Here is a 23526-nt window from a genome sequence, read left to right as displayed (position 1 = left end):
TGGAAGCATGACGTGGATCATAACAACAGAGCCCGCATCCTGGTTGCCGGCAGCGGTCCGGCCGGCCTTATCGCGGCGCTCGGCTTTGCCCAGGCTGGCTTTCAGGTGACGCTGGTCGGGCCCGAGGCCAACACCACCGACGGCCGCACCACTGCCCTCATGAACCCGGCCCTGAAAGTTCTTGAACGGCTGGGCGTCCTTGCCGAGCTCAAGCCGCAGGCCGCGGCGCTCAAGGTGATGCGCATCGTCGACGCCACAAGGCGCCTGATCCGCAGCCCAACCGTGACCTTCCGCGCCAGCGAGATCGGCGAAGAGCAGTTCGGCCTCAATCTGCCGAACAATGCCCTTATTCCGATCCTCGCCAAGGCGGCTTCAGCGCATGACGGCATTCATTGGCTGAAATCCACCGTCGAATCCTGGAGCCTCGACGCCGACCAGGCCCGTGCAAGGCTGGCCGAAGGCGGCGAAGTCTCCGCATCCCTGGCGGTCGCCGCCGACGGGCGCCTGTCTCCCGCGCGGGAGGCCGCCGGCATTCGCGCTTTCGCGCGGCCTTATCCGCAATCGGCGCTTGTCCTCAATTTCGGCCACCGCAGCGACCACGGCTTCGTTTCGACCGAGTTCCACACCGAAACAGGGCCGTTCACCCAGGTGCCGCTGCCCGGCAGGCGCTCGAGCCTTGTCTGGGTCGTGAAGCCGGAGACGGCGCAAGAGCTTGCCGCGCTCGATGATGCAACCCTGTCGGAGCGTATCGAGCACCAGATGCAATCGGTGCTTGGCCGGGTCTCGGTCGAGCCGGGTCGCCAAATCTATCCCTTGTCGGCGGCTTCGCCCGCCCGGTTCGCGCAGAATCGTGTCGCGCTCGTCGGCGAGGCGGCGCATGTATTTCCTCCAATCGGCGCCCAAGGGCTCAACCTTGGCATCAGGGACATCGACGATCTGATTGGAATCGCCAGCGAAAACCGCGACGATCCGGGGGCGAGCAGGAGTCTTGCCGCCTATGACACCAGGCGCCGGCCCGACATATGGGCGCGCAGCGGCGCGGTGAACCTGCTCAACATGTCGCTGCTGTCCGACATGCTGCCTGCACAGCTGGCGCGCAGCGCCGGCCTCAATGCGCTGGGCAGCTTCGCGCCGCTGCGGGCCTTCTTCATGCGCGAGGGACTGCGGCCGGGCAGCGGCTTTCGCGCCATTGCCGGCGGCTTACGGAAAGAGGTCGGCCGGTAGGATTCCGTGTCGGATCGCGTAGAGCAGCGCGGTCACCGTCACCACCGAGAAGCATGTCGTGATCAGCACGCTGGCCGAAGCGCGCTGCACCCATACGTCGTACTGCTGCGCGATCACGAAGACATTGGTCGCCGTCGGAAGCGCCGCCAGCAGCATCGCCGAAAAGACCCAGGTCGGTGAGAAATTGCCGATCCAGCTCAATACGACATAGCAGAGCAGCGGATGGACGATCAGCTTCAGCCCGGCGATCAATGCCAGCTCGTGCGGAACGCGGTTGAGCGGCCTCAGCGCCAGCGTCACGCCCATGGCGAACAAGGCGCAAGGCGCGGCCGCGCGGGCGAGATAGTCGAGGAAACGGTCAACTGGCAGCGGCGGGTGGAACTCCACATAGGCGGCGCCGACGCCAAGCGCCGTCGCTATGATGAAGGGGTGCAGCGCGATCTTCTTCACGACGCCGAGCGCGAGCTGGAGCGGCGGCGCCTTCTCCTTGCCTGAGAGCGCCATCATCATCGGCGCCACCGTGAAATGCACGATGTTCTCGAAGCAGAAAATCAGCGCCACGGGAACCGCCGCCTGCTCGCCGAACGCCAGCAAGGCAAGACCTGGCCCCATATAGCCGATGTTGCCGTACGCCGCGGCAAGGGCGGTGATCGTCGCGGGCGCGATGCCGCCGCGGGAGACGAGAACCGACCAGGCGAACATCAGCGTGAAGATGGCATAGGTGGCGATGAGCGAGCCAAGGATGAAGCTCCATTCCGTCAACCGCTCGAACGGCGTCCTGGCGAGCAGTTGGAAGAACAGCGCCGGCAGCGCGACATAGATGATGAAAATGTTCATCCAGCCGAGCGCCTCCAGCGGTTGCCGGGTGATGCGCGCCACCAGGAAACCGATGAAGATCATGCCGAAGAAGGGAAGGACGAGACCGATGACGTCAGACATTTTTCGCTCAGGCGGGAAAACTCCCGCGCGGGCTAGCCCGTTGCTTCGCCCGTGGTCAAGGACTTGGCTATTGAATTGCGGCGGCGCCTGCGCCAAATAGGCCCAGCCGAAAGTCGGAGTCGATTTTTGGCTGCGTGACGTGTAAATTCAAGGTCTTAGGCGCCCTGTGCGCAGCCACGGAAGGCGCCTCGGAACCTGAGTGGTGAATGCGATGAAAACGGCCAAATTCTCGATCGGGCAAGTGGTTCGCCACAGGCTGTTTCCGTTTCGCGGCGTGATCTTCGACGTCGACCCCGAATTCGCCAACACCGACGAATGGTACGAAGCTATTCCCGCTGACGTGCGGCCGCGCAAGGACCAGCCTTTCTACCATCTTCTGGCGGAAAATTCGGAGACCGAGTACATCGCCTATGTGTCCGAGCAGAACCTGCTCGAGGACCGGTCGGGCGAGCCGGTGCGGCATCCGCAGATCGGTGAGATGTTCGACAAGCTGCCGGACGGCCGCTACGAGCCTAAGCGCCAGTCGAAGCATTGAATGCGATGGCCTTGAGGTAACAAAAAAGCGGGGCATTTGCCCCGCTTTTTTGCACGAGAAACGCGCTTGCGCGATCAGTTCGCGGTCTTGGCCTTTTCCTGCTCGTCCTTGAGCTTCTTGGCGAAATCCTGGTTGTTCTTGGCAACGAAGTCCTGCAGCTTCTTCTGCCGATCCTCGATGTCCGACTGCTGCAGCGGCGGGCCGTCATAGGCGCCGCTGAAGCCGGTGAGCGCGATCTTGATCGGGTTCGGCTGGTTCTGGAAGTTGATCGAGGTCAGCGAAATCGCCTGACCCTTCTTGAAAGACGCCACGAGTTGGTCCGTCAGCGGCACTTCGGCGACGCAGCGGTCCGGGAAGCAGATCACATAGTCAAGCTTCTGCGCTTTGCCGCCATCGATCTGCAGGCCGATGCCGGGAGGCACGAGGCGGCCGGTCGGGACGGTGACCTGGAAGACCTTGCGGTTCACCTTGCCCTTGAGCTCGATCAGGCTGACGCCGGTGACGAGCTGGCCATTGCCGGCGGTGACGATGTTCTGCACGTTGCAGATGTCGACGTCTGCCTGCTTGGTGCAGGCCTTGAACCAGCCCTGAGGAATCTGCGGCTGCTGTTGGGCCGAGGCAGTGAAAAGCCCGGCGCCCAGAACGCCGACCACGCCTGCGGCCAGCACCGAAAGGCGGTACGCGTTGATCGTCATATGGTGCACTTTCCTCTCAAATGATCCCGGGGACCGGCTTCTTCGTGCCGTGCGGTCCAGCTACCTGTTGCCCAAATGAGGCAACAGGATGACTTCGGAGCGCGTGTTACACCGCCAGCGGCGTCGAATCCAGCCCGGTTTCCGCGATTTCTTGGTGGTTTCGTGTCCCCAAGAGCGAGCATCGATCGGCGATGGAGCGGCTGACCCCGATTCCCGTTGGCGCGCCGATTCAATCAGATGGCGAAATGCTCTACGGTGCATGGCGAATCACAAAGCCGCCCGGCAAGGAGACGGTCATGGACCGCGTTCTCGTCCAACTGATCGCCGCGACCTCGTTTCTGGCTCTTTCGCTCCTTCCGGCGCAATCGGAGCCGAAGCACGGCATTGCCATGCAGGGTGAGCCGGCGCTGCCGCCCGACTATAAGCATTTCGACTACGTCAATCCGGACGCGCCGAAAGGCGGAAGCGTCACCTATTGCGTCGTCGGCTCCTTCGACAACCTCAACCCCTTCATCCTGAAAAGCTTGCGCACCACGGCGCGCGGCATGATCGATACGGTTTACGGCAATCTCGTCTTCGAGCCGCTGATGCAGCGCAACTATAACGAGCCTTTCAGCCTTTACGGCCTGCTTGCCGAGAGCGCCGACATGGATCAGGAGCGCAAGTCGATCGAGTTCCACCTCAATCCCAATGCAAAATGGTCGGACGGCCAGCCGGTGACGCCGGAGGACGTGCTGTTCACCTACGACGTTTTCAAGGACAAGGGCCGCCCGCCCTATAGCGACCGCATGAGCATGATCGCCAAGCTGGAGAAGACCGGCGAGCACAGCGTGAAATTCACCTTCAACGACAAGGCCAATCGCGAATTCCCGCTGATCGTCGCGCTGACGCCCATCGTCCCCAAGCACGCCTTCGACAAGGAGACGTTCGACAAGACGACGTTGAAGCCGCTGATCGGCAGCGGCCCCTACATCGTGGACAAGGTGTTGCCCGGGCAGCGCATCGTCTTCAAGCGCAATCCGGATTATTGGGGCAAGGACGTCCCGTCCAAGCGCGGCTTCGACAATTTCGACCAGGTCACCATCGAGTATTTTCTCAACGCCAATGCCAAGACGGAGGCGTTCAAGAAAGGCATCTGCGCCCTCGACGACGAGACCGATCCGGTCAAACGCGAGCGCGACATCGACTTTCCGGCCTTCCGAAAGGGCGATGTGAAGGAAGAGTATTTCAACACCGGCATTCCCCCGGTGGTGACCGGCTTCCTGTTCAACACCAGGCTGCCGAAATTCGCCAATCCGGTCGTGCGCCGCGCGCTTGGCATGCTCTACGACTTCGAATGGGCGAACAAGAACCTGTTCGGTGGCAAGTTCAACCGCACCATGAGCTATTGGCAGAATTCCGAGCTGTCCGCGCTCGGCCATCCGGCCGACGATCGCGAAAAGGCGCTGCTTGCCCCCTACCCCGGCCGTGTGCCTGCCGATGTCATGGACGGCACCTGGCGGCCGCCCGTGACGGATGGTTCGGGCCAGGATCGCAAGGTGCTCAAAGCCGCCTTCGAATTGCTGAGGAGCGCAGGCTTCCGCGTCCAGGACGGCAGGATGCTCGACCCGCAGGGAAATCCGTTCGGCTTCGAGATCCTGACCTCATCGCAGGATGAGGAGCGGCTGGCGGCGATCTACCAGCGTACGCTGGAAAAGATCGGTATCGACGTCGGCATCCGCACGCTCGATGGCGACCAGATCCAGTCGCGCAAGCAGCGTTACGACTTCGAGGTGCTGATCGGCACCAGCGGCTTCAGCAACTCATTGTCGCCCGGCAGCGAGCAGCTTGGCCGCTGGGGATCGGTCGCGGCGAAAACAGAAGGGTCGTTCAATCTCGCCGGCGTCGCCGATCCGGCGATCGACGCCGCGATCGACGCGATGCTGAACGCCCGCACCAAGGAAGACTATGTCGCTGCCGTCCGTGTCCTCGATCGCCTTCTGATCTCGGGCTACTATATCGTGCCGATGCAATACAACACCCAGCAATGGCTCGCTTACTGGAGCTATCTGGAACATCCGCAAAAGACCCCCATATTCGGTTATCAGCTGCCGACCTGGTGGCGAAAGCCCAACTGACGCAAGCCCAGCCCAATCGAGACCAGACAGGAGACGAGCATGAGCGCCGAGAACTCCATCACCGTCGATGTTGTGTCCGATGTCGTCTGCCCCTGGTGCTTCATCGGCCAGAAGCGGTTGGACAAGGCCATTGCCGCCGCAAGCGATGTCGACGTGCGTGTCAGTTGGCGACCATTCCAGCTCGATCCGACCATCCCGCCTGGAGGCATGGATCGCCGCCAATACATGCTCGGCAAGTTCGGCAGCGAGGAACGTATTCAACAGATCCACGCGCGCATCGAGCCGCTGGGCGAAGCGGAGGGAATCCACTTCGCATTCGGTGCCATCAAGGTCGCGGCCAACACGCTGGACGCGCATCGCGTCATCCGCTGGGCGGGCGCCGCGGGCGAAGATGTGCAGAACCGGCTGGTGCGCCGCCTCTTCCAGCTGAATTTCGAGGAAGGCGTCAACATCGGCGACCATGCCGTGCTGGTGGAGGCCGCCGGCGAGGCCGGCATGGATGCGTCCGTGGTCGAGACGCTGCTGCCGACCGACGCCGATGTCGAAGCCGTCCGCAACGAGATCGCTACCGCTTCGCGCATGGGCATCACCGGTGTGCCCTGCTTCCTGCTTGAGGGCAAATATGCGGTGATGGGCGCGCAGGATGCCGACACGCTTGCCGACGCGATCCGCCAGGTCGCCCAGCTCAAGGCGCGCGGCGAGCTGGAAACCGCGAACTGAACGTTCCCTCGCCGCGCGCGCTCCGGGATTGCGCTTCTACTTCGCAGTCACCTTGGCCTTGCTCAGGAAGAATCCGTGGCCATTGCTGCCGGTGCAGCTCAGCCCCTTCGTCGACGACTGGCAGGAAAACGGTCCCTCGCTCCAGCTGTTGCCGTAGCGGAGCTTGGTCACGTCGCTGCAACAACCCTGCTCGCCGGGATTCTTGATCAGCGTCGCTGGCCCTTTGGGTCCCAAAATCACCGTGACGTAGCTCGGTTCGACGCGCGAGCAGGAAAGCTCCGGTCCGCCGTCCCGCGGCTGGTAGGTGCTGGTGCCACCCTTCGACGTGTAGATGCAGCCGATATTGCCGGACGGCGTGTTGAATTGGACCTGGCCTTCCGCGCTGGCCGGAATGTTCTGGCTGCCGGCATGCGCGACCGACAGACAGGTGAAAACCGCGAGCAACGCGAGTGCGATTGTCCGTGCGGGCATGTCATCCCCCCCGACATAAACCATCGCCGGGTAGATTCGACCCGGCAGGCGGACGTTGTCAAATCCTGTTCAGCCGCCAAAACACGATCTGGTGAATCGCCTCGATCACGGCGCTGAGCTAGGATCGGCAAGGGTTTAGCTGATTTGAAGGGGCACCGAATGGCGGTCAGGCGTCGCGCATTGTCGCTGTTGTGCTTGGCTCTCGCCCTTGGGCTTCCGCAGACATTGCAGCGCGTGTCCGCCGAGGAAGCCGTCATGTCGGCGACTTTCGAGGGCAAGCCCTGGACTGCGTCCTTCACCCTGGCCCAGACGATGCAGATGGGCGGCAAGCCGATGCTGAACTTGTCGGGAACAGAACAGGGGGCGCCGACCATGACCTTCAATTCGATGCTCGAGCTGAAGGATCCGAACGACCTTACCGGCGGCTATCCGCTCAAGACGGGCTCCCCCGCCAACAGCGCCAACTTCAACATTCTCGATTCCGGCGCCATGGTAGGCCACGTCCGTTTCAGCAGCGGGAAGATCGTCGTCGACAAATACGATGCAGCCGCAAAGACCATTTCCGGTCATTTCAGCGCCTCCGGAAAAGACGAATCGGGCAAGCCCGAAGAGGTCACCGACGGTAAATTTTCGGGCATTCCGGTCACCGTCCAGTAGCCATTTCGGCTGACCGGCGCCCCTTTTTCATTCACAAACCCGTGTTTTTTGCTTCCCTAAGGGAAGCTTTCCGTCTGTTGGCTCAATTGCCTTTAACACACTGGAATAAAAGCCGAAATCAGCGCGGTGGGTGGCCTCTGGGCATTGGCTTTCTGTTGCCCTCGCGCCACGGCGGGGTAACACCGTTCACATTCCTCGGCAGAAAATTAATGGAAAATGATCAATTGGTGTTACCATGTGTAACAAAACTAAGAAAGGTTTGGGCGGGATCGTGACTGAGGTCGGTAGACCGCAACGTGCAGTACCGGAGCAAACATCCAGCGAGGCAAAGACCTCGCCCCTGACGCCGGTATCGTCGATGCGTACATTCTGGGGGCTGATGCGAGCCTACTGGTTCTCCGACCGGTGGAAGGAAGCCTGGACGCTCACCTTCGTCATCGCCGCCCTCACCGCTCTCTCCAGCAAGGCCGGCGTTTGGTTTGCCGTGGCGTTGGGCGAACTCGGCAATTCGATCGCTTTCCTCCATGATGCCGCCAACACCCATCCGCTGCAGACCATCCTGACCAATGCCGGCATACTGGTACTGCTGGTGATCCTGAAGGATGCCGGCTTCACCGGGGTGCGCAATCTCGTTTCAACGACCCTGCACCGCAAATGGCGCGGTTGGCTGGACAACCAGTTCAACCAAGCCCTGCTAGACGGCAATCATACCCATTTCCATGCCCAGCATGGTTCGGCGGCCGGCGGCATCGTCGCTCCCGACAATATCGACCAGCGCATCCAGGAATCGATCAAGGACATGACCGGCGGAGCCATCGGGCTTGCCATGGGCGTGCTTGGCGTGGCGACGTCGCTCTACTTCATCGGCGAAAACCTGATCGGATCGTCGGTCGAGGTCAAAGGCCTGGAATTCCTGGGCGGCTATGGCACCGCGGTGCTGGCTTTCCTTGCCGTCGCCATCTACGTGCCGCTGAACACCTGGATCGCGGTCAAGCTCGGACGCCTGCTCGAGCGGCTCAATGTCCGCATGCAGCAGGCGGAGGGCAGCTACCGCAGCGAACTCATTACATTCCTGCGCCGCAGCTTCCACGTTGCCGCCTCGCATGGCGAGGACGTGCAGAAGTCGATGCATGACAGGCTCTATGTCGATATCGACAAGACATGGGGCCGACTGAATATCGTCAACACCAGTTACACCTCATTCGAGCTGATCTACAATTTCGTCGGCGCCCGTATCATTGCCTACGCGCCAGGCCTCTTGTCGTTCATCCACAACCGCCTCGACTACAAAGGCTACATCACCGGTTCCGAAATGGTCGCCCAGTTGATCAGCCAGTGCTCGTGGTTCATCCATGTCATGCCGGCGATTGCGACGCTCAGAGCCAACAGCCAGCGCGTGACCGAGCTCGCCAACGCGATCGAGAACGTCCAGCGCCCGCGGGAATTCTACCAGCAGACCGGCCGATCCGACTTCAGCTACGCGAGCCAGAATCCGGTTTTCGGTCTCACCATCCAGAAGCTGGAACTCGCCCACCAAGGCGAGGACGCCACACCTTTCCTCAGCGCTGCAAACCTCCGTTTCCGCCGCGGCGAATGGACCTTCCTCAAGGGCGAGTCCGGCTGCGGCAAGACATCGCTGATCAAGGCGATCAATGGCCTGTGGCCTTATGGCCGCGGCACCATCGTCTTCCCGGAAGGCGTCACCAATTTCTACGCTGCCCAGGAGGTCAAGCTGCAGCAGGTGTCGCTGAAGCAACTCGTCTGCCTGCCGGGTTCAGAGAACGACCATAGCGACACCCAGGTAGCGGCGGCTTTGCACAAAGCCGGTCTGGGCGACTTCATCGAACACCTGGCCGACGAGAGCCGCGAAGGCAAGATTTGGGATCAGGTACTTTCGGGCGGCCAGAAGCAGAAGCTGGTGGTCGCGCGCATCATCCTACAGCAGCCCGGGCTTCTCTTCCTCGATGAGGCGACCGGCGCTCTCGACCCCGATGGCAAGATAGCCTTCCACCAGGCGATCAAGGACAATTGTCCGAACGTCACCGTCATCAGCGTCATGCACGAGGCAGTGGCGCCGCGCTCGCTTTCCGGCGAGGAGTTCTATCACAGCGTGGTCGCGATCGCCGACGGCGTCGCCACCAAGAAGCCGATCGCTCCCAGCCTGCCGCGCGAGCTCACCACCATCCTCACCCAGCCGCCGCGGCCGACCGAGGACAAATGGCTGCGCTTCCGTCGGCTGAAGCAGAAATAGCAGTCATACCAAGCCCTTGATCGGCAGCCGTGGCCCCGCTTAGGCCGCCCTCGATCACAGTCTCGCGATCCGGCCTCCCCGCGTCCGTTTTCAGCGCCCTTCGCGATTGACTCGGCAAAAACCGTGCCTATGTTGCGCGCGCTCGCCAAATTCAAACTCGAACCCCCGCGAGCAGAAAGGTCAACCCGCCATGCCTGGCGACAGTCACAGTCGAACGCAACCGCCGTCCGCCCTGACGTGACCTGAACGGCTCACGTCCTGCCGGACGGCAAGGAGTGAGCCCATGAACGAATTCGCACCCGTATCGGACGACGAAGCCGTCGCCGTCGCCCGTGTTCTTGCCAACGACCACGTCGCCGACGTCGTCGAAGCCCTCAACCACGAGCCTCGCGAGACAGCCATCGAGCTGCTCTGCGCCGTGCCGTTCGAGCGGCTGGTCGAGATTTTCGATCAGCCGGAACTCGAACGCGCTCCGGAACTCGCGGAAGCACTGCCACGCGCCAAGGCGAGCAAGCTGTTGACCGCCATGTCGGTCGACCGCGCGGCCGACATTCTGCGCGAGCTGGATGAACCGGCCCGCTCGGAGCTGCTCGGCGCGCTTGCCCCGCCGCTGCGCGCCACGCTGCTGTCCATCCTGGGATACCCGGAAGGCAGCGCCGCCTCGATCATGACGACCGAATTCGTCAGCGTGCCTTCCGACTGGACCGTCGGCCGCACGCTCGACTACATCCGCAAGGTCGAGCGTACGCGCGAAACCATCTACGCCATCTACATAGTCGATCCGGAGACGCAGCTCCTGCTGCGTTCGACCGGGTTGCGTCGGTTGATCACGGGCAATCCCGAGGATTCGATCCTGTCGGTGGCGCCTGACCGCATGCCGGTGACGGTGACGCCGCTCACCGATCGCGAGAACCTGGCGCAGACCATCTCGAAATACGACCTCCTCGCGCTGCCTGTCGTCGACCACGGCAGGATCCTCGGCATCGTCACCGTCGACGACATCATCGACACGATGATCGAGGAAACGACCGAGGACGTGCATCGTTTCGGCGGCATGGAGGCGCTGGACGAGCCCTATATGAAGATGGGCTTCCTCGCCATGATCCAGAAGCGCGCCGGCTGGCTAAGCGCGCTGTTCCTCAGCGAGATGCTGACGGCCAACGCCATGCAGAGCTACGAGGGTGAGCTGGAGAAGGCGATCGTGCTGACGCTGTTCATCCCACTGATCATGAGTTCCGGCGGCAATTCCGGCTCGCAGGCGACGTCGCTCGTCATCCGCGCGCTGGCGCTGCGCGAGATCGGTCTGCGCGACTGGTGGCGGGTGGCGCTGCGCGAGCTGCCGACCGGTGTGGTGCTCGGCTCGATCCTTGGCGTCGTCGGCATCTGCCGCATCGCGCTCTGGCAGTATTTCGGCTTCTACGACTACGGCCCGCACTGGATGCTGATCGCGGCGACGGTGGGCGCGGCGCTGATCGGCATCGTCACCTTCGGCTCGCTGTCGGGATCGATGCTGCCTTTCGCGCTGAAGCGGATCGGCTTCGACCCGGCAAGCGCCTCTGCGCCGTTCGTCGCCACGCTGGTCGACGTCACGGGGCTGGTAATCTACTTCTCGGTGGCGCTGGTGATCCTGCGCGGGACGCTGCTTTAAAGATCTTGGGGTCGCTGGCGTCGCCAGCGGCCCCAAAGCTGCAATCAAATGCGTTCGCCGTTCTTCACGCGGTAGGTCGGCTTGTACATCGTGACCAGTTCCTCTGCCGCGGTCGGATGCACGGCCATGGTGCGGTCGAAATCGTCCTTGGTCAGCCCCGCCTTCAGCGGGATACCCAGAAGCTGCGCCATCTCGCCGGCATCGGGACCCAGGATATGAGCGCCGACTACCTTCCTGGACGCGCCGTCGACCACCAGCTTCATCAGCATCTTCTCGTCGCGGCCGGACAGCGTGTGCCGCATCGGACGGAAGGACGCGCGATAGATCTCGACGTCGGGGAAGCGCTTGACCGCGTCGTCCTCCGACAGGCCGACGGTTCCAATCTCCGGCTGCGAGAATACAGCGGTCGGGATAGTGTCGTGATCCGGCGCGATCGGATTGCCCTTGAAGGCGGTCTCGATGAAGCACATCGCCTCGTGGATGGCGACCGGCGTCAGTTGCACGCGATGGGTGACGTCGCCGATCGCCCAGATGTTGTCGAGGTTGGTGCGCGAATATTTGTCGACCACGATCGCGCCCGTCTTGCTGAGTTCGACGCCGACGCCTTCCAGGCCCATATTCTCGGTGTTGGGAATGCGCCCGATCGCCAGCATCACCTGGTCGACCGTCAGGGTCTGGCCGGAAGACAAAAGCACGTCGAGCCTGCCTTCCGGGGTCTTGCGCACCCATTCCGAAACCGCGGGACAAAGGATCTTTATGCCCTTCTTCTCCATGGTCTCATGCAGCGAGCGGCGCAGATCCATGTCGAAGCGGCTGAGGATCTCCTGGCCGCGATAAACCAGCGTGGTGTCGACGCCCAGGCCGTGGAAAATGTTGGCGAATTCGACGGCGATGTAGCCACCGCCCTCGATCATGATCGCCTTTGGCAGTTCCTTGAGATCGAAGGCCTCGTTGGAGAAGACGCAGTACTCGTGGCCCGACAACGCCGGATGCGGCGCCGGACGCCCCCCGGTCGCGATCAGGATCTGGTCGGCGCTGACCGTTCGGTCCTCGGCTTGCAGATAGATGCTGTGCTGGTCAACAAGCACGGCGCGCGAGTGGAAGGTCTCGCCGCCTGAGCCCTCGACATTCCGCTTGTAGATCGCCTCGAGCCGCGCGATCTCCTTGTCCTTGTTGGCGACCAGCGTCTGCCAGTCGAAGCTTGCCTCGGGCACCGTCCAGCCATAGCCGGCGGCATCAGTGAAATGCTCGGGAAATTGCGAGGCATAGACATAGAGCTTCTTCGGCACGCAGCCGCGGATGACGCAGGTGCCGCCGAAGCGGTATTCCTCGGCGATGGCGACGCGCTTGCCGAGGGCCGCCGCCACCCGGGCCGCCCTGACCCCACCGGAGCCGCCGCCGATGACGAACAGATCATAGTCATAACCGGCCATCGTGGTGGGCTCCTGGGGATGAGAAAGACGGGTCACAGGTAGGCTGCCAAGCGGCAAAAGAAAAGCCCGGGCGAAGCCGGGCTTTGTGGTCCAGCGGCCGACGGCCGAATTGAAGCCGATCAGTTCGCGGAATTGTCGGCGGGCGCCGAGCCATCGGCCGGAGCGGAATTGTCGGCCGGCGCGGTGGCGTCCGGAGCCGGCGCTGCCGGCGCCGCGGCCTTGGCGGCGGCAGCAAGCGTCTCGCCAACCTGCTGCGCGAGGTCGCGAGCAACGCCGTTCTGCCAGATGTCGGCAGCCTTCACGAGGTCACGCGTCACCGCGGGGCCGCTGTCCAGCAGCTTCTTGCCGGCTTCCGAGCTGTAGAAGGCGGCGATGTCGTTGAGGTCCTTCTCGGAGAACACCTTGGCATAGGCAAGCGCTGCCTCCTTTTCGAGGTCGGCGCGCCGCGATGCCAGGCCGAGCGCCTTCTCGGTTACGGTCTTGCCGATCAATTCCTGCATGTCGGGGTTCTTCTGGATGAGCTGCGACTCCAGCGCGGCAGCGGCCTGCGGCAGGATGTTGTCGAACGAGTCCGTGGCATGGATCGCCGCGACGGCCGCGCGCGCGGCCTTCAGATGCGATTCGCTGACATCCTGCGCAAACACCGGCGAGGACAGCGCGAGGACGGCCGAGGCCGCCAGAAACATCGAAAGGCGGCGAACCCGTTTATGCAACATCATGGTCGATAGAACTCCCTGGTTTTCGGGTGACATGGACGGTTTCGATCCCGTCGCCGCCGGCGATGATGGCCGTTGACGCCAACCCGATGAATAGACCGTGCTCGACAACGCCCGGAATGGCGAAGAGAGCATTCGAAAGCGCTCTTGTATCCGGAATGCGGCCAAAAGATGCATCGAGGATAAAGTGGCCGCCGTCTGTAACAAATGGCTGGCTTCCCGTCATCCTCAATGTAACCGGGCCGGAAAGGCCGAGCTTCGCCGCGGCGGCGCGAACCGCGATCTCGGTGGCGCGCAGGCCGAATTGGTTGACCTCGACCGGCAGCGGGAAGCGGCCGAGGGTCCCGACCAGCTTGGACTTGTCGGCGATCACGATCATGCGCCCGGATGCGGCCGCGACAATCTTCTCGCGCAGCAGCGCTCCGCCGCCGCCCTTGATCAAGGTGAGGTCCGGATCGATTTCGTCGGCGCCGTCGATGGTAAGGTCGAGTTCCGGCGTGTCTTCGAGCGTGGACAGCGGCACACCCAACTCGCGACAGAGCGCCGCGGTGCGCTCGGAAGTAGGCACGCCGATCACCTTGAGGCCGGTCGCGACCTTCTCGGCCAGCAGCCGCACGAACTCTTCCGCTGTGGTGCCGGTGCCGATGCCGAGCCGCATGCCGTCGCCGACATGGGCGAGCGCTGCCCGCGCGGCTTCGACCTTCAACTGCCTTGCATCCATGCGGAGCCCCGATTTCGCCGGTTTCGCGCGCCTCCTAGCATTTTTGCCTGTCCCGTCAAAGGCTCCCTCGTCAAAGGCTCTGTGGACCGATCGAGGCTTCTTGCTTGAACCCTGGCCAGCCTGTATCGGCTGCAGCAACGAGAATTTCGCAGGACCGACCATGACCCGCCCGATCATTGTCTTCGACCTCGACGGTACGCTGGTCGACACGGCGCCGGACTTGCTCGACAGCCTCAATCACAGCCTGGCGGCAAGTGATCTGGCCGCCGTCGACGAAGCCGGTTTCAGGCGCTTCGTCGGCCATGGCGGCCGCGTCATGATCGAACGCGCGCATGCCGCGCAGAACAAGGCGCTGATGGTCGAAGAGCACGACCGGCTGCTGAAGCTCTTCCTCGAGCATTACACGCTGAACATCCCGGGAAAGTCGCGCCCCTACCCCGGCGTGATCGCCGCGCTCGACCGTTTCCAGGCCGCCGGATACCTGATGGCGGTCTGCACCAACAAATACGAAGCCAATTCCGCGACGCTGATCGGCGCGCTTGGCATGTCGGATTATTTTGCCGCGATCTGCGGCCAGGATACGTTTGCCTTCCGCAAGCCCGACCCGCGCCATCTCACCGAGACGATCCGGCTGGCCGGCGGCGATCCGAGCAGCGCCGTAATGGTTGGCGATTCGCAGACCGACATCGACACCGCCAAGGCAGCCGGCATTCCGGTGGTCGCCGTCGACTTCGGCTACACCGACCGCCATGTGAGCGAATTCGAACCAACCCTGGTGATCTCGCATTTCGACACGCTGACGCCGCACCTGGCGGAACGGCTGATCGCGGCGGCGCGCTGAGCCTTATATGCCGAACTGTACTCAATGAAAATTCGTGGGATCATCCAGCCTTTTCATAAGGTTGGATGGTGGGCGATGTAGGGATTGAACCTACGACCCCACCCGTGTGAAGGGTGTGCTCTCCCGCTGAGCTAATCGCCCGCTCGTCGCCCGAAGGCCAAGCGAGCCGCGATATAAGGGAGGCAGGCTCTCGAAGTCAAGGCGATCTGCCGACGATCTTTCAAGGCCGCCAAACCTCGATCACGCAGGCGTCTAAATCAGCCCCCGTCTCACATTCATGCGCGTTACCGCCGTCACCAGGATTGCGCCGGTCATGAAATAGAGCGTGGCGATGATGTGGCCTTGGTGGAAATGCAGCCCGGCAAACAGCAGGGCCGTGACCACGGCAAGGAAGGCGATGACGCGAGAGAAGGCATCGGGCATGGGGCGACCTTGTGCAATGTGTTGACTGGCCGCCCTCAATTCGGCCGATCGCTCCATAGAGCGGTTTTCGATTTTTCGCAATCAGGCCCATTGGCGTATCTGTGACCACCTTCACATACGTCGGACGGGGTTTGCGCGCAGATAAGGCAACGGCGACACCAAGGACCTGTCCGACTTACAAGGTCCAATGGCGGCTTCCGGACTGCATGCGGTTTCGCAGGAAGGAATTTGATCACCTAGCCATTTTCAGATTTGCTGTCTGCGCGCTGGGCACCTCCCACCCAAGCGCGCGGACGGCGTTCTCGAAGGATCGGTCCGTAACCGCCAGTGCGCCCGGTCTCCTTACAGTTTGCCGGCTTATCCGGTTTCGACGTGTCGGGCATTACATTGGAACGTCTGTCAGCCACCCGCCGAATTCGGAGAGTCACCGTAGAAGGAGACGACGCTTTGATCGAGCACGCACTTATCCTACAATTTCCGTCTAACCAGAGGCGGAATCGTATCATGGCTACAAACGGCGCGGACGACAGCAACCTGCCGCGCCTGGCGCGCATCGACCCGCGCCACTTCGACCTGCTGTTCGGCGGCTGCAAGCTGGAGCGCTACGCCGCCGGCCAGCATTTGTTCGTCCAGGAGGATGCCTCCGACCGCATCTATGGTGTGATAAGCGGCACGGTCGAGATCTCGATCTATTCGCCGGGCGGGCAGAAGCTGGTGGCAAATATCGAGCTGTCGCGCAGCCTTGTCGGCGAGATCGGGGCGCTGGACGGACGCCCGCGCACGGCCACCGCCAGCTGTCTCACGGCATGCGAGCTGGTTTCGCTGAGCCGGACACAGCTCTTTGACCGCATTGAGAAAAACCCGTCTCTCGCGCGAGCGATGATCGAATTGCTGTGCACGCGGCTGCGCTGGGTCAGCGGCGAGTTGGGCGACCAGGCCTTTTTCGGCATCGAGGCCCGGCTGGCGAAGCGGCTGGTGTTCCTGAGCGGGGTCATGGCCGACTCCGCCGGCTGGATTCCGATTTCGCAATCCGAGCTCGGCGAATTCCTCGGCGCGACGCGCGAATCCGTCAACAAGACGCTCAACGACTGGCGCAACCGGCAGATGATCGCCATCAAGCGCGGCGGCCTGCGCATCATCAACGCCGCGGCGCTGAACCACATCGCCGAGTCGCAGGACGACGACTGAGCAGGCTCGGCGACTTCGCCCAAGCAGCAGACAGCCTAAGCGCCCCTGATCACAACCGCGAGATCATGTAGCGCAGCGCCGAGCGGCTCGGCATGAAGAAATAGCCGCCGCCTTTCGTGGTGACGAACTTCGGCACATCCTTGAGCACGGTGACCTTTTCCCAGGACGGGATCGAGAACCGGCCGCCGCCGCCCCTTGCCCCGATCGTCGGATCCGTCTCCCCGACAAGACCCTGGAACGAGCTGGACGAGACCCAGGTCTGCTGGATGAACTCGTATTGGCGCTCGATATCGGCGTTGAGACACATGAAGAGCAGTCCCTTCTCTGTCTTCCCGCTTCTGTCCTTTTTCTCGTAGGTGCGGCCGACGCGCAGGATGCGATGGCGCTTGCCGATCCTGATCTGCGTCTCGCGGTCCTCGCCGAGCGAATCGCGCGGGTTGGAACGGCGTATGTGGGAGCCGAGTGGACAGGCGTGCCCCTGCGGATCCTCGGCGCCGAGCGCGAAATCATTGTCGACGCCGCGGCCCGGCCGCCCAGTCGGATTGCGCACGAGCGAGCTGCCGTCCTGCCAGCGGCCGAGCATCTTTGCGGCCACCCAGCGTTGATCGATGGCGGGATCGCCGCTCTCATTTGCGGCCTGCGTCGCCGCCCGCCTGCAATAATCGTCGAACAATTCGACATGCTGCTCGAACTGGCGCATGACGAGGAACGTGCCGTTGCGGCCGAAATCGCGCGGCGGAGGCGGTTGCCCGGGTATCTGGCGGTTGCGCCGCACCTGCGACAGGATGCCGGCGCGGTCCAGCGCCGCCTCGACCGACGGCGACGACGGGTAGAAGCCATGCTCGTCGCGATAACCGAACAGGAACTCGCCCGGTGCGAGCAGATGCATGGGCGCGGCTCCCTTGGCGGCGCGCGCCGTACCCCGAACGATCGGTTGCGAGATGCCGTCGACGAAGCCGAAATGCTCGACCGCCCGCTTGCCTTCGCGCTTCACCTTCAGCGGCACTTCGGCGGTCACCGACATCCCGGCGCCTGCCGTCTGTCGCTTCATGGCCGTGATCTCGGCCTTCAGCGAGGCTGGCGTCTCGGCATAGCAGACGATGACGGCATCGACGGGGTTGGCGGAAGACCCCCACTGCCATTTGTCGGGCGCGTCGGGGCCGGTGTCGTTGAGGATGCGGCTGCGCTCGGGCGTGCCCATGCCTTGCCGGAAGGCGACCGGGAACGTGTCCAGCGGTTCGTCGTCGACGCCGCCTTCGAGCCCGAGCCGGCGCAGTCCGTTGGGGCCGAACGCCACCGTCATGGCGCGGCCCGCGGGCACCCCGTCGCCGAAGCTGGTTTTGCCGATGACGAAGTCGAGCCACGCCTTGCGCTTCGCCGCCGGCAGGCCTTCCGGCACCTGGATCGCAAGCATATGCGCGTCGCCCAGCGCGCCAAACGGCCCGAAGAAGATCGACTGGATTTCGCCGGATTCCAGCGCTTCGAGGGGCGAGGACGGGGGCTCTGGCAGGCTCTTCGCATCAGCCGGCAGCGCTTGCGGACGCGGCAGGGAACCGAAAAGGCTCAGCCAGTCGCGCGCCTCGTTGCCGGTAGCCGAGGCGATGCCGCGCCTGATCCTGGAGTTGATGCGGATACGCGTGGTGTTGAGGTGCGGATAGGCGGTGTACCAGAACAGCGTCGGCACCTGCTGGCGCCGCGCCCAGCGCTTGAAGCGATCGCCGTCGCGCGCGCCGTCCAGGAACAGCCAGCGCGTGCGCGGATAGCCGTCGGTGTTGCTCCACACACCGGTCAAGCCGGCCGAGGCCTTGGCGATGAAGTCCTCGAGATAGCTTTCCCAACTGCCTCCGTAATTGGAGAAGAACATCAGCCTGTTGGTGCCAGGCAACAGCACCCAACGGGCGAAATGAATGGTGTTGATGGTGGCGAGGAAGCCTGGCCTGAACACCTTCTGCGCAGATATCGAGATCAGATAGAAGGAGAGCCGCAGCGCCAGCCGCCGCAAGATGCCCGCCTTCATCGTCGAGATCGCCGTCAGATTGTTCTGCGCGGTGTGGTCCTCATGGGCGAGGATCTTTTCGAGCGCGCCGATCTCGACAGGGGTACTCGCCGGCTGGTCCTTGTCCTCGAGCCGCCGCAACGCCAGGAAGCAAAGCCCGACGAACAGGGCGAGAATGGCCAGCAGACCGAGGATTGAAAGCAGAAGGGATGTGCCCGCAATCGCGATGTTGGTGAAGGTGATCCCATGCGGGTTTCCGAACACGAGCACATAAGTCATGCGCCAGAAGGCCAGGATGACGATCGCGACGGTGGCGAACATCGCCGGCGTCAGCAGCGTCGTCGTCAGCGCGCGCGACCAGTGGCCGGGTGGCCTTTCCAGCAGGCTTTCGGCTGGCTCGAACGCCCAGCCGAATTGCCCGAGGCCGCGGACATGGCGGCGCGCCTCGGCAAGCACATCCATCGCATTGCCGGCGCCGGCGCGCGGCTTTTCGACGATCTCACGCACGCTGTCGGCGAGCTTGGCCTCGGCCAGGATCCGCCGCACGGAATGTCCCGGCGTGCCGGAGAAAACCAGCCCGGCGGCGCTGCCGAAAGACGGCGATATCTCGATGTGCTTCCTCTTCAGGAAGTCTTCCAGCGAACCGCCATCCGGCAGGCCGCAGACATCCCTGAAGATCGGTCGCAGCCGGTGACCGATCGCGTGCGCTATGGCGGCAATGACATCGTCGGTGCTGCCGTCGCCGGAGATCTCCAACACCAGCGCGCCGGTCTCGGTCCCCGATTTTTCGTCTTTGCCGGTGGGAGCGACGGCCAGGCTGGTGAAATGGATGGTGCCGACCTTGTCGAGCGCGGCGCTGATCTCGCCGATCGCCGGATTGCCGAAATCCGCTACCTTGTCGCGCACCGCATCGAGCGGCATCGGTCGGGTGATCGGGCAGACCACGGTCACCATCGACTGCTCGGCTGTGCGGCAAAGCGGCGAGCGCTCGAAATCGACCTTGAGGCTTGCCGGGTAGGCGCCGACATTGACCATCTTGCCGGCCCTGCCCCGCGCGCGGGTCAGCTTCGGTTTGCTGAACAGGGCGCGGATGCATTCACCGATCTGAATGCGGGCGATTTCGGCGCCGATGCACAAATGGATGCCGTAACCGAACACCATGTAGTCGCGATGCGGGCGCGACGTATCGAACGCGTTCGGCCGCTGTACGATCTCCGGATCGAACATCGCCGAGAGTGTCGCCGGCATGACGACCGTTCCGGCTTTGACCACGCGCTCGCGGCGGGTGCCCTTGCCGATGACCGCATCACGCCTGGTGTAGCGCCAGGGTCCGATCCAGATCGGCTTGAAGCGCATGGCTTCCATGATTGCCCGGTCGAGCTTGCCGGTGTCGCCGGCGCCGAGGGCCTCATCCACGGCCCGCCGTGCATCGGTTCGCGACAGGATCACATCCAGGCAATTGCTGCCGGCGAGCACATTGGTCGGCACGAAGCCGGCGACCATGCCGAGCATGATGGAATGAATGTCGGGCAGCGACAGGCGTCCCTGGTCCATCAGCGCGACCAAGCGAGCCAGCGGCCTGTCATCCTTGTTCGCCTTTTCCCGGACCGCGGCGATCGAGCGGTCGATAATTTTGATCAGGCGATCTCCCGCGACCACGGCAAGCTGGCGCGTGGTGGGATTTGCCGTCGGATCGGAAAAGAACAGCGCGCTGAGCGCGATTGACCAGTCGGCGAATTCGGTCTCATCGTCGATCTGAAGGCCGAAATAATCGCGGCAGATGCGCACCGGAACGATCTTCATCAAGCCTGCAATGGCATCGAAGCCGGGGCTGGCGCGGGTCATGATCTCGCGCGAATGGCGCTCGGCGATCGGCCTGACGGTTGCTTCGACCTCCGCCGGCGGGAACGCGCTCAGCACGGCCGATTTCATCTGCCGGTACGCGGCGCCGTCCTGCATGCCGAGAATGAAATTCGAGCCCCGGGCCAGCTCGGCCATTTCCGGCCCGTAAGGCGTCTCGAACTCGTCGCCGCGCTCCAATATGTCGCGCACATCCGCGCCCTTGGTGACGAGCAGGAAATTGCCGAAGCCGGGATTCGGCCAGAAGCGGCGCAGCAGGGCCAGAAGCCAGCGCGGATCGCCGAGAAGAAAGCCGGCGATGCGCGAAGCAATGCCGCCCTTGGAACGCAGTCGATAGATGTCGAACGGCGGCATTTCGGCGACGGGGCGCTGGCTCTTCTGGGCGGCCCGGACAGCGGCGAAGTACTTCAGTGTGATCATGCGCGTTCAAGCCCCCCGGCTGTCCACGTCAATGCGATGCCGGCACCGTCTGGCCTAGGTTTGCATCGGTCCGGCGTATGTGAATTCGCTCACAGTCATCTGTTGTCGGCCCGGCAATCATGCGGCTGACTTGGCCCGATCGAAATTGGCGATCAGGAAATTGTTCTTGGCCGGGTCAACGAACGGTATCCAGCGTATCCGCTGCTCGGAAAAGTCAGGATGCCGGGTCATGAAAATCGCAAGCTCGCGCTCTGCCTCGTCATGCCTGCCGCTTCTGATCAGGGCGCCTATCTTCAGGAACCTGGCGTAGAAGTAACTTGGCGACAGGTTGAGCGAGCGCTCGGCTGTGGCGATCGCGGCCGGCCAGTCCTCGACGAAGCAATAAGCGGCGGCCAGTTCACCCAGATTGTGGAAGCGATAGAGGTCGAACGGGCTCAACCGCTCGGTATCGAGAAAGAACGGGATCGCGCCGGTCGCGTCGCCAAGCAAAAGGCGCGCGCTGCCCATGGCCGAGCGGGCGAAGGCGAAGCTCGGATTGATGTGGATCGCCTCGGCAAGGTGCTCGGCCGCCAATGCCGGCAGGCCGCGCATGATGTCGGCCGCGCCGAGATAGGCATGCGGGCGCGCGTCGAGGCTGTCCATCAGCAGCGCCTTGCGCGCAAGCTCCTCTACCTTTTCCAGGTCGTCGCTGTCGCCGAAACGCAGCCAGGCCCGCCAGAAATACCACCAGGCCAGTTCGTTGAGTACGGCGCTCGAGTTCGGATCGTCCCGGTAGGCTCTGTCGAAGAAGTCGAGCGCGATGTCGGTGTCGCGACGTGTGCGCCTGTTCATGTGCCAGCGGCCGCGCCTGACCAATTGCCAGGTTTCGAGGCTCTCCCACGGCACCTGGAACGTACGCGCCTGCTCGGCGCGATCGACCTCCTTGTCGAGGATGGAAACGATCTCGCTGCCGACCTGATCGCGCAGCCTGAAGATGTCGACCAGATCGCGGTCGAAGCGTTGCGACCAGACCAGGCGCCCGTTCGAGGTGTCTGTGAGCGATGCGTTGAGACGGATATGCCTGTCGTGGCGCGCCAGCGTGCCGCTGACGATGTAGCGCGCGCCAAGCGCATTGCCGATGAGCCTTGTGCCCAGGCTGTCGTCGCGAAACTGAAAGCTGGATCCCTTGGCGATGACCGAAAGCCAGCGCGTGTTGGAAAGACCGTAGATGATGTCCTCGGCAATGCCGTCGGCCATATAGCCGACGTCCGGTTCGCTTCCGTTGCCCTGGAACGGCAGCACCGCGATTGCCGGTGGCCCCTTGGGGACGGGTTTGTAATGGCCGGGCGCGGCCGGGATAGAAGCGAAGGAGGCCGGCGTGGCAGGCCCGTTGCCGCCGCGGCCCGCGATCAGGACCCGCACCGGCAGGGCGATGTTCTTCAGGCTGAACTCGCCGAGATCGGTAAAGACCGCCGCTGTCTTGTCCTTCACATGGTGCCAGGTCGTAGCCGAGATGGCGACGCCGTCGTGGGGCGCGAATTCCTGAAGCCGGGCGGCGATGTTCACGTCGTCGCCGTAGAGACGGCCCTCGCGGACAATCACATCGCCGGTATTGATTCCGGCGCGAAACGGCATGCGCATGTTCTCGGCAACCGCGGCATTCAGCGCTGCGATCCGCGCCTGGAAATCGAAGGCCGCCCGCAAGGCTTCGATCGGATTGCCGAATTCGGCCATGATGCTGTCGCCGGCATCGCCGAATGTGCGCCCGCCAAATGCGCCGCAACTGCCGGCGATGATGTCGCGCCTCTCCTCGAACGCGGCAACGGCGAGCTCGTCGTCGATGCCCATCAGCCTCGAGAACCCTACGGCGTCGATCGAAATGATTGTCGCAAGCTGACGGGTGTAATTCCGTTCAGCCATGATTGAGCCCCCAGTCCCCGCTTCCAATCCAGAACAGGCGACCTGCGCTCAAAAGAAACGTGTCGCCGTCTGCCGATGGATATCCCCGGCAGGTCCGGCGCGCTGTTGCCACCCTGTTATGACCAGAATTCTATCAGGGTCTTGCCGAAAGCTCTACCACGAACAGCTAATATGGCGAACGCCCTGTCCAGCGCATGGTTAGTCATTCGTTATATCGGAAGGGACATCCGCATCGTGCCGTTACCCATTGAAATCACGCGCTCTTTTGTCCTCGGGCAATGTTGGATTTGGCTGTTGCCAGCCGAGGATCGGCCATGTCGAGCCAGACGCTTCACAAGGCGCTATTTTCACGCTACGGAACCAACCTGCCCGCGTGCTGGTTTCTGACGGCACCCAGGCCCATATGAAACTTGGCCAATTACGCGATTTGAGGGCTCTCATGCGCACTGTTGTTTTAGCAACCGGTATCGCGGCCTTCCTTGCCGGCGGATCGGCCTTTGCGGCGGACGACCAGCCACTGCCGCCGCAAAATGCCAAGAAGCTGTCGGAGATCATTGCCAAGGTCGAGCACCGCACCGACTTCCGCTATGTGAAGGAGGTCGATTGGGATAGCGACGGCTACACCATCACCTACTACACCACCGACAAGGCCAAGGTCCAAATCACCTATGACCCGGTGACCGGCGAGCCCAAATAGGCCGCGATCGCTTGCCCCCTCTGCCATTCCGCGGGACTTGCATTCGGCAAAGACTCGATCGTCGAAACAAGCGCC

General features: G+C 63.1%; 19 protein-coding genes and 1 tRNA gene. 10 read left to right on the top strand and 10 right to left on the bottom strand.

Annotation, left to right across the window (positions count from 1 at the left end):
* Positions 1–12 precede the first annotated feature (12 nt).
* Positions 13–1224 (top strand): UbiH/UbiF family hydroxylase, encoded by a 1212-nt coding sequence (locus E5X34_RS11765; protein WP_292564455.1) that lies wholly within the window; start codon positions 13–15, stop codon positions 1222–1224.
* On the opposite strand, the gene E5X34_RS11760 is transcribed toward E5X34_RS11765, so the two are convergent.
* Positions 1201–2163 (bottom strand): AEC family transporter, encoded by a 963-nt coding sequence (locus E5X34_RS11760; protein ID WP_292564452.1) that lies wholly within the window; start codon positions 2161–2163, stop codon positions 1201–1203. The two genes, E5X34_RS11765 and E5X34_RS11760, sit on opposite strands and share 24 nt — an antisense overlap.
* A gap of 211 nt (positions 2164–2374) precedes the next feature.
* Between E5X34_RS11760 and hspQ the strand changes: the two genes are divergently transcribed.
* Positions 2375–2698, top strand: a complete 324-nt coding sequence (gene hspQ / locus E5X34_RS11755; RefSeq protein WP_042642369.1) for a heat shock protein HspQ — start codon at positions 2375–2377, stop codon at positions 2696–2698.
* A gap of 74 nt (positions 2699–2772) precedes the next feature.
* Here the strand turns inward: hspQ and E5X34_RS11750 are convergent, their stop codons facing one another.
* Complete coding sequence (locus tag E5X34_RS11750) at positions 2773–3393, bottom strand: invasion associated locus B family protein (protein ID WP_126082728.1); 621 nt, start codon at positions 3391–3393, stop codon at positions 2773–2775.
* Positions 3394–3689: 296 nt separating this feature from the next.
* On the opposite strand from E5X34_RS11750, the gene E5X34_RS11745 reads away from it, so the two are divergent.
* Together E5X34_RS11745 and E5X34_RS11740 are read left to right on the top strand one after the other, a co-directional pair.
* On the top strand, positions 3690–5510 hold the full coding sequence (locus tag E5X34_RS11745; RefSeq protein ID WP_292564449.1) for an extracellular solute-binding protein: 1821 nt from the start codon (positions 3690–3692) through the stop codon (positions 5508–5510).
* 39 nt (positions 5511–5549) lie between these two features.
* Positions 5550–6230 carry a DsbA family oxidoreductase gene (locus tag E5X34_RS11740; RefSeq protein ID WP_292564446.1) on the top strand — a complete coding sequence of 227 codons (681 nt, stop codon included), beginning with the start codon at positions 5550–5552 and terminating at the stop codon, positions 6228–6230.
* A 36-nt stretch (positions 6231–6266) separates the two neighbouring features.
* On the opposite strand, the gene E5X34_RS11735 is transcribed toward E5X34_RS11740, so the two are convergent.
* Positions 6267–6701, bottom strand: a complete 435-nt coding sequence (locus E5X34_RS11735; RefSeq protein WP_292564444.1) for a hypothetical protein — start codon at positions 6699–6701, stop codon at positions 6267–6269.
* A gap of 159 nt (positions 6702–6860) precedes the next feature.
* On the opposite strand from E5X34_RS11735, the gene E5X34_RS11730 reads away from it, so the two are divergent.
* The 3 genes from E5X34_RS11730 (at position 6861) to mgtE (ending at position 11257) form a co-directional block, all read left to right on the top strand.
* A complete protein-coding gene (locus E5X34_RS11730; protein ID WP_292564441.1) occupies positions 6861–7358 on the top strand; it encodes a DUF6252 family protein in 498 nt (165 codons plus the stop codon).
* A gap of 358 nt (positions 7359–7716) precedes the next feature.
* Complete coding sequence (locus tag E5X34_RS11725) at positions 7717–9609, top strand: ABC transporter ATP-binding protein/permease (RefSeq protein ID WP_292564439.1); 1893 nt, start codon at positions 7717–7719, stop codon at positions 9607–9609.
* A gap of 283 nt (positions 9610–9892) precedes the next feature.
* Positions 9893–11257 (top strand): magnesium transporter, encoded by a 1365-nt coding sequence (mgtE, locus tag E5X34_RS11720; RefSeq protein ID WP_292564436.1) that lies wholly within the window; start codon positions 9893–9895, stop codon positions 11255–11257.
* Between the two features lie 44 nt (positions 11258–11301).
* Here mgtE and gor read toward each other — a convergent pair whose 3' ends face one another.
* The 3 genes from gor to rpiA form a co-directional block, all read right to left on the bottom strand.
* Positions 11302–12690, bottom strand: a complete 1389-nt coding sequence (gor, locus tag E5X34_RS11715; RefSeq protein WP_292564433.1) for a glutathione-disulfide reductase — start codon at positions 12688–12690, stop codon at positions 11302–11304.
* Between the two features lie 119 nt (positions 12691–12809).
* Positions 12810–13409, bottom strand: coding sequence for a DUF2059 domain-containing protein (locus tag E5X34_RS11710; RefSeq protein ID WP_292564431.1), 600 nt, complete (start codon positions 13407–13409; stop codon positions 12810–12812).
* Entirely contained in the window at positions 13396–14127 is a 732-nt protein-coding gene (rpiA, locus tag E5X34_RS11705; RefSeq protein WP_292564428.1) for a ribose-5-phosphate isomerase RpiA, read from the bottom strand. Before rpiA ends, E5X34_RS11710 begins: the two co-directional genes overlap by 14 nt.
* Before the next feature lie 160 nt (positions 14128–14287).
* Between rpiA and E5X34_RS11700 the strand changes: the two genes are divergently transcribed.
* Complete coding sequence (locus E5X34_RS11700) at positions 14288–14968, top strand: phosphoglycolate phosphatase (protein WP_292564425.1); 681 nt, start codon at positions 14288–14290, stop codon at positions 14966–14968.
* A gap of 66 nt (positions 14969–15034) precedes the next feature.
* On the opposite strand, the gene E5X34_RS11695 is transcribed toward E5X34_RS11700, so the two are convergent.
* Together E5X34_RS11695 and E5X34_RS11690 are read right to left on the bottom strand one after the other, a co-directional pair.
* Positions 15035–15109: transfer RNA gene (locus tag E5X34_RS11695), tRNA-Val, on the bottom strand.
* A gap of 111 nt (positions 15110–15220) precedes the next feature.
* A complete protein-coding gene (locus E5X34_RS11690; RefSeq protein ID WP_181164840.1) occupies positions 15221–15391 on the bottom strand; it encodes a hypothetical protein in 171 nt (56 codons plus the stop codon).
* 504 nt (positions 15392–15895) lie between these two features.
* Here E5X34_RS11690 and E5X34_RS11685 point away from each other — a divergent pair.
* Positions 15896–16579: a Crp/Fnr family transcriptional regulator gene (locus tag E5X34_RS11685; protein ID WP_126064666.1), complete on the top strand. Its 684-nt coding sequence runs from the start codon at positions 15896–15898 to the stop codon at positions 16577–16579.
* A 49-nt stretch (positions 16580–16628) separates the two neighbouring features.
* On the opposite strand, the gene E5X34_RS11680 is transcribed toward E5X34_RS11685, so the two are convergent.
* A complete protein-coding gene (locus E5X34_RS11680) occupies positions 16629–20855 on the bottom strand; it encodes a cytochrome P450 (RefSeq protein ID WP_292564419.1) in 4227 nt (1408 codons plus the stop codon).
* 117 nt (positions 20856–20972) lie between these two features.
* Complete coding sequence (locus E5X34_RS11675) at positions 20973–22754, bottom strand: adenylate/guanylate cyclase domain-containing protein (RefSeq protein WP_292564416.1); 1782 nt, start codon at positions 22752–22754, stop codon at positions 20973–20975.
* A 439-nt stretch (positions 22755–23193) separates the two neighbouring features.
* Between E5X34_RS11675 and E5X34_RS11670 the strand changes: the two genes are divergently transcribed.
* Positions 23194–23451, top strand: a complete 258-nt coding sequence (locus E5X34_RS11670; protein ID WP_292564413.1) for a PepSY domain-containing protein — start codon at positions 23194–23196, stop codon at positions 23449–23451.
* Positions 23452–23526: the final 75 nt, after the last annotated feature.

The organism is Mesorhizobium sp. (assembly GCF_004963255.1).
In the GTDB taxonomy this organism is placed as follows: Bacteria; Pseudomonadota; Alphaproteobacteria; order Rhizobiales; family Rhizobiaceae; genus Mesorhizobium.
The sequence above is the reverse complement of the archived record's forward strand: the minus strand, read 5'-3'. Positions and strand labels throughout refer to the sequence as shown.

Coding starts and splice junctions, on each gene's coding strand:
- E5X34_RS11760 (WP_292564452.1), bottom strand. CDS start 2,163: ATGTCTGACGTCATCGGTCTCGTCCTTCCCTTCTTCGGCATGATCTTC.
- hspQ (WP_042642369.1), top strand. CDS start 2,375: ATGAAAACGGCCAAATTCTCGATCGGGCAAGTGGTTCGCCACAGGCTG.
- E5X34_RS11750 (WP_126082728.1), bottom strand. CDS start 3,393: ATGACGATCAACGCGTACCGCCTTTCGGTGCTGGCCGCAGGCGTGGTC.
- E5X34_RS11745 (WP_292564449.1), top strand. CDS start 3,690: ATGGACCGCGTTCTCGTCCAACTGATCGCCGCGACCTCGTTTCTGGCT.
- E5X34_RS11740 (WP_292564446.1), top strand. CDS start 5,550: ATGAGCGCCGAGAACTCCATCACCGTCGATGTTGTGTCCGATGTCGTC.
- E5X34_RS11735 (WP_292564444.1), bottom strand. CDS start 6,701: ATGCCCGCACGGACAATCGCACTCGCGTTGCTCGCGGTTTTCACCTGT.
- E5X34_RS11730 (WP_292564441.1), top strand. CDS start 6,861: ATGGCGGTCAGGCGTCGCGCATTGTCGCTGTTGTGCTTGGCTCTCGCC.
- E5X34_RS11725 (WP_292564439.1), top strand. CDS start 7,717: ATGCGTACATTCTGGGGGCTGATGCGAGCCTACTGGTTCTCCGACCGG.
- mgtE (WP_292564436.1), top strand. CDS start 9,893: ATGAACGAATTCGCACCCGTATCGGACGACGAAGCCGTCGCCGTCGCC.
- gor (WP_292564433.1), bottom strand. CDS start 12,690: ATGGCCGGTTATGACTATGATCTGTTCGTCATCGGCGGCGGCTCCGGT.
- E5X34_RS11710 (WP_292564431.1), bottom strand. CDS start 13,409: ATGATGTTGCATAAACGGGTTCGCCGCCTTTCGATGTTTCTGGCGGCC.
- rpiA (WP_292564428.1), bottom strand. CDS start 14,127: ATGGATGCAAGGCAGTTGAAGGTCGAAGCCGCGCGGGCAGCGCTCGCC.
- E5X34_RS11700 (WP_292564425.1), top strand. CDS start 14,288: ATGACCCGCCCGATCATTGTCTTCGACCTCGACGGTACGCTGGTCGAC.
- E5X34_RS11690 (WP_181164840.1), bottom strand. CDS start 15,391: ATGCCCGATGCCTTCTCTCGCGTCATCGCCTTCCTTGCCGTGGTCACG.
- E5X34_RS11685 (WP_126064666.1), top strand. CDS start 15,896: ATGGCTACAAACGGCGCGGACGACAGCAACCTGCCGCGCCTGGCGCGC.
- E5X34_RS11680 (WP_292564419.1), bottom strand. CDS start 20,855: ATGATCACACTGAAGTACTTCGCCGCTGTCCGGGCCGCCCAGAAGAGC.
- E5X34_RS11675 (WP_292564416.1), bottom strand. CDS start 22,754: ATGGCTGAACGGAATTACACCCGTCAGCTTGCGACAATCATTTCGATC.
- E5X34_RS11670 (WP_292564413.1), top strand. CDS start 23,194: ATGCGCACTGTTGTTTTAGCAACCGGTATCGCGGCCTTCCTTGCCGGC.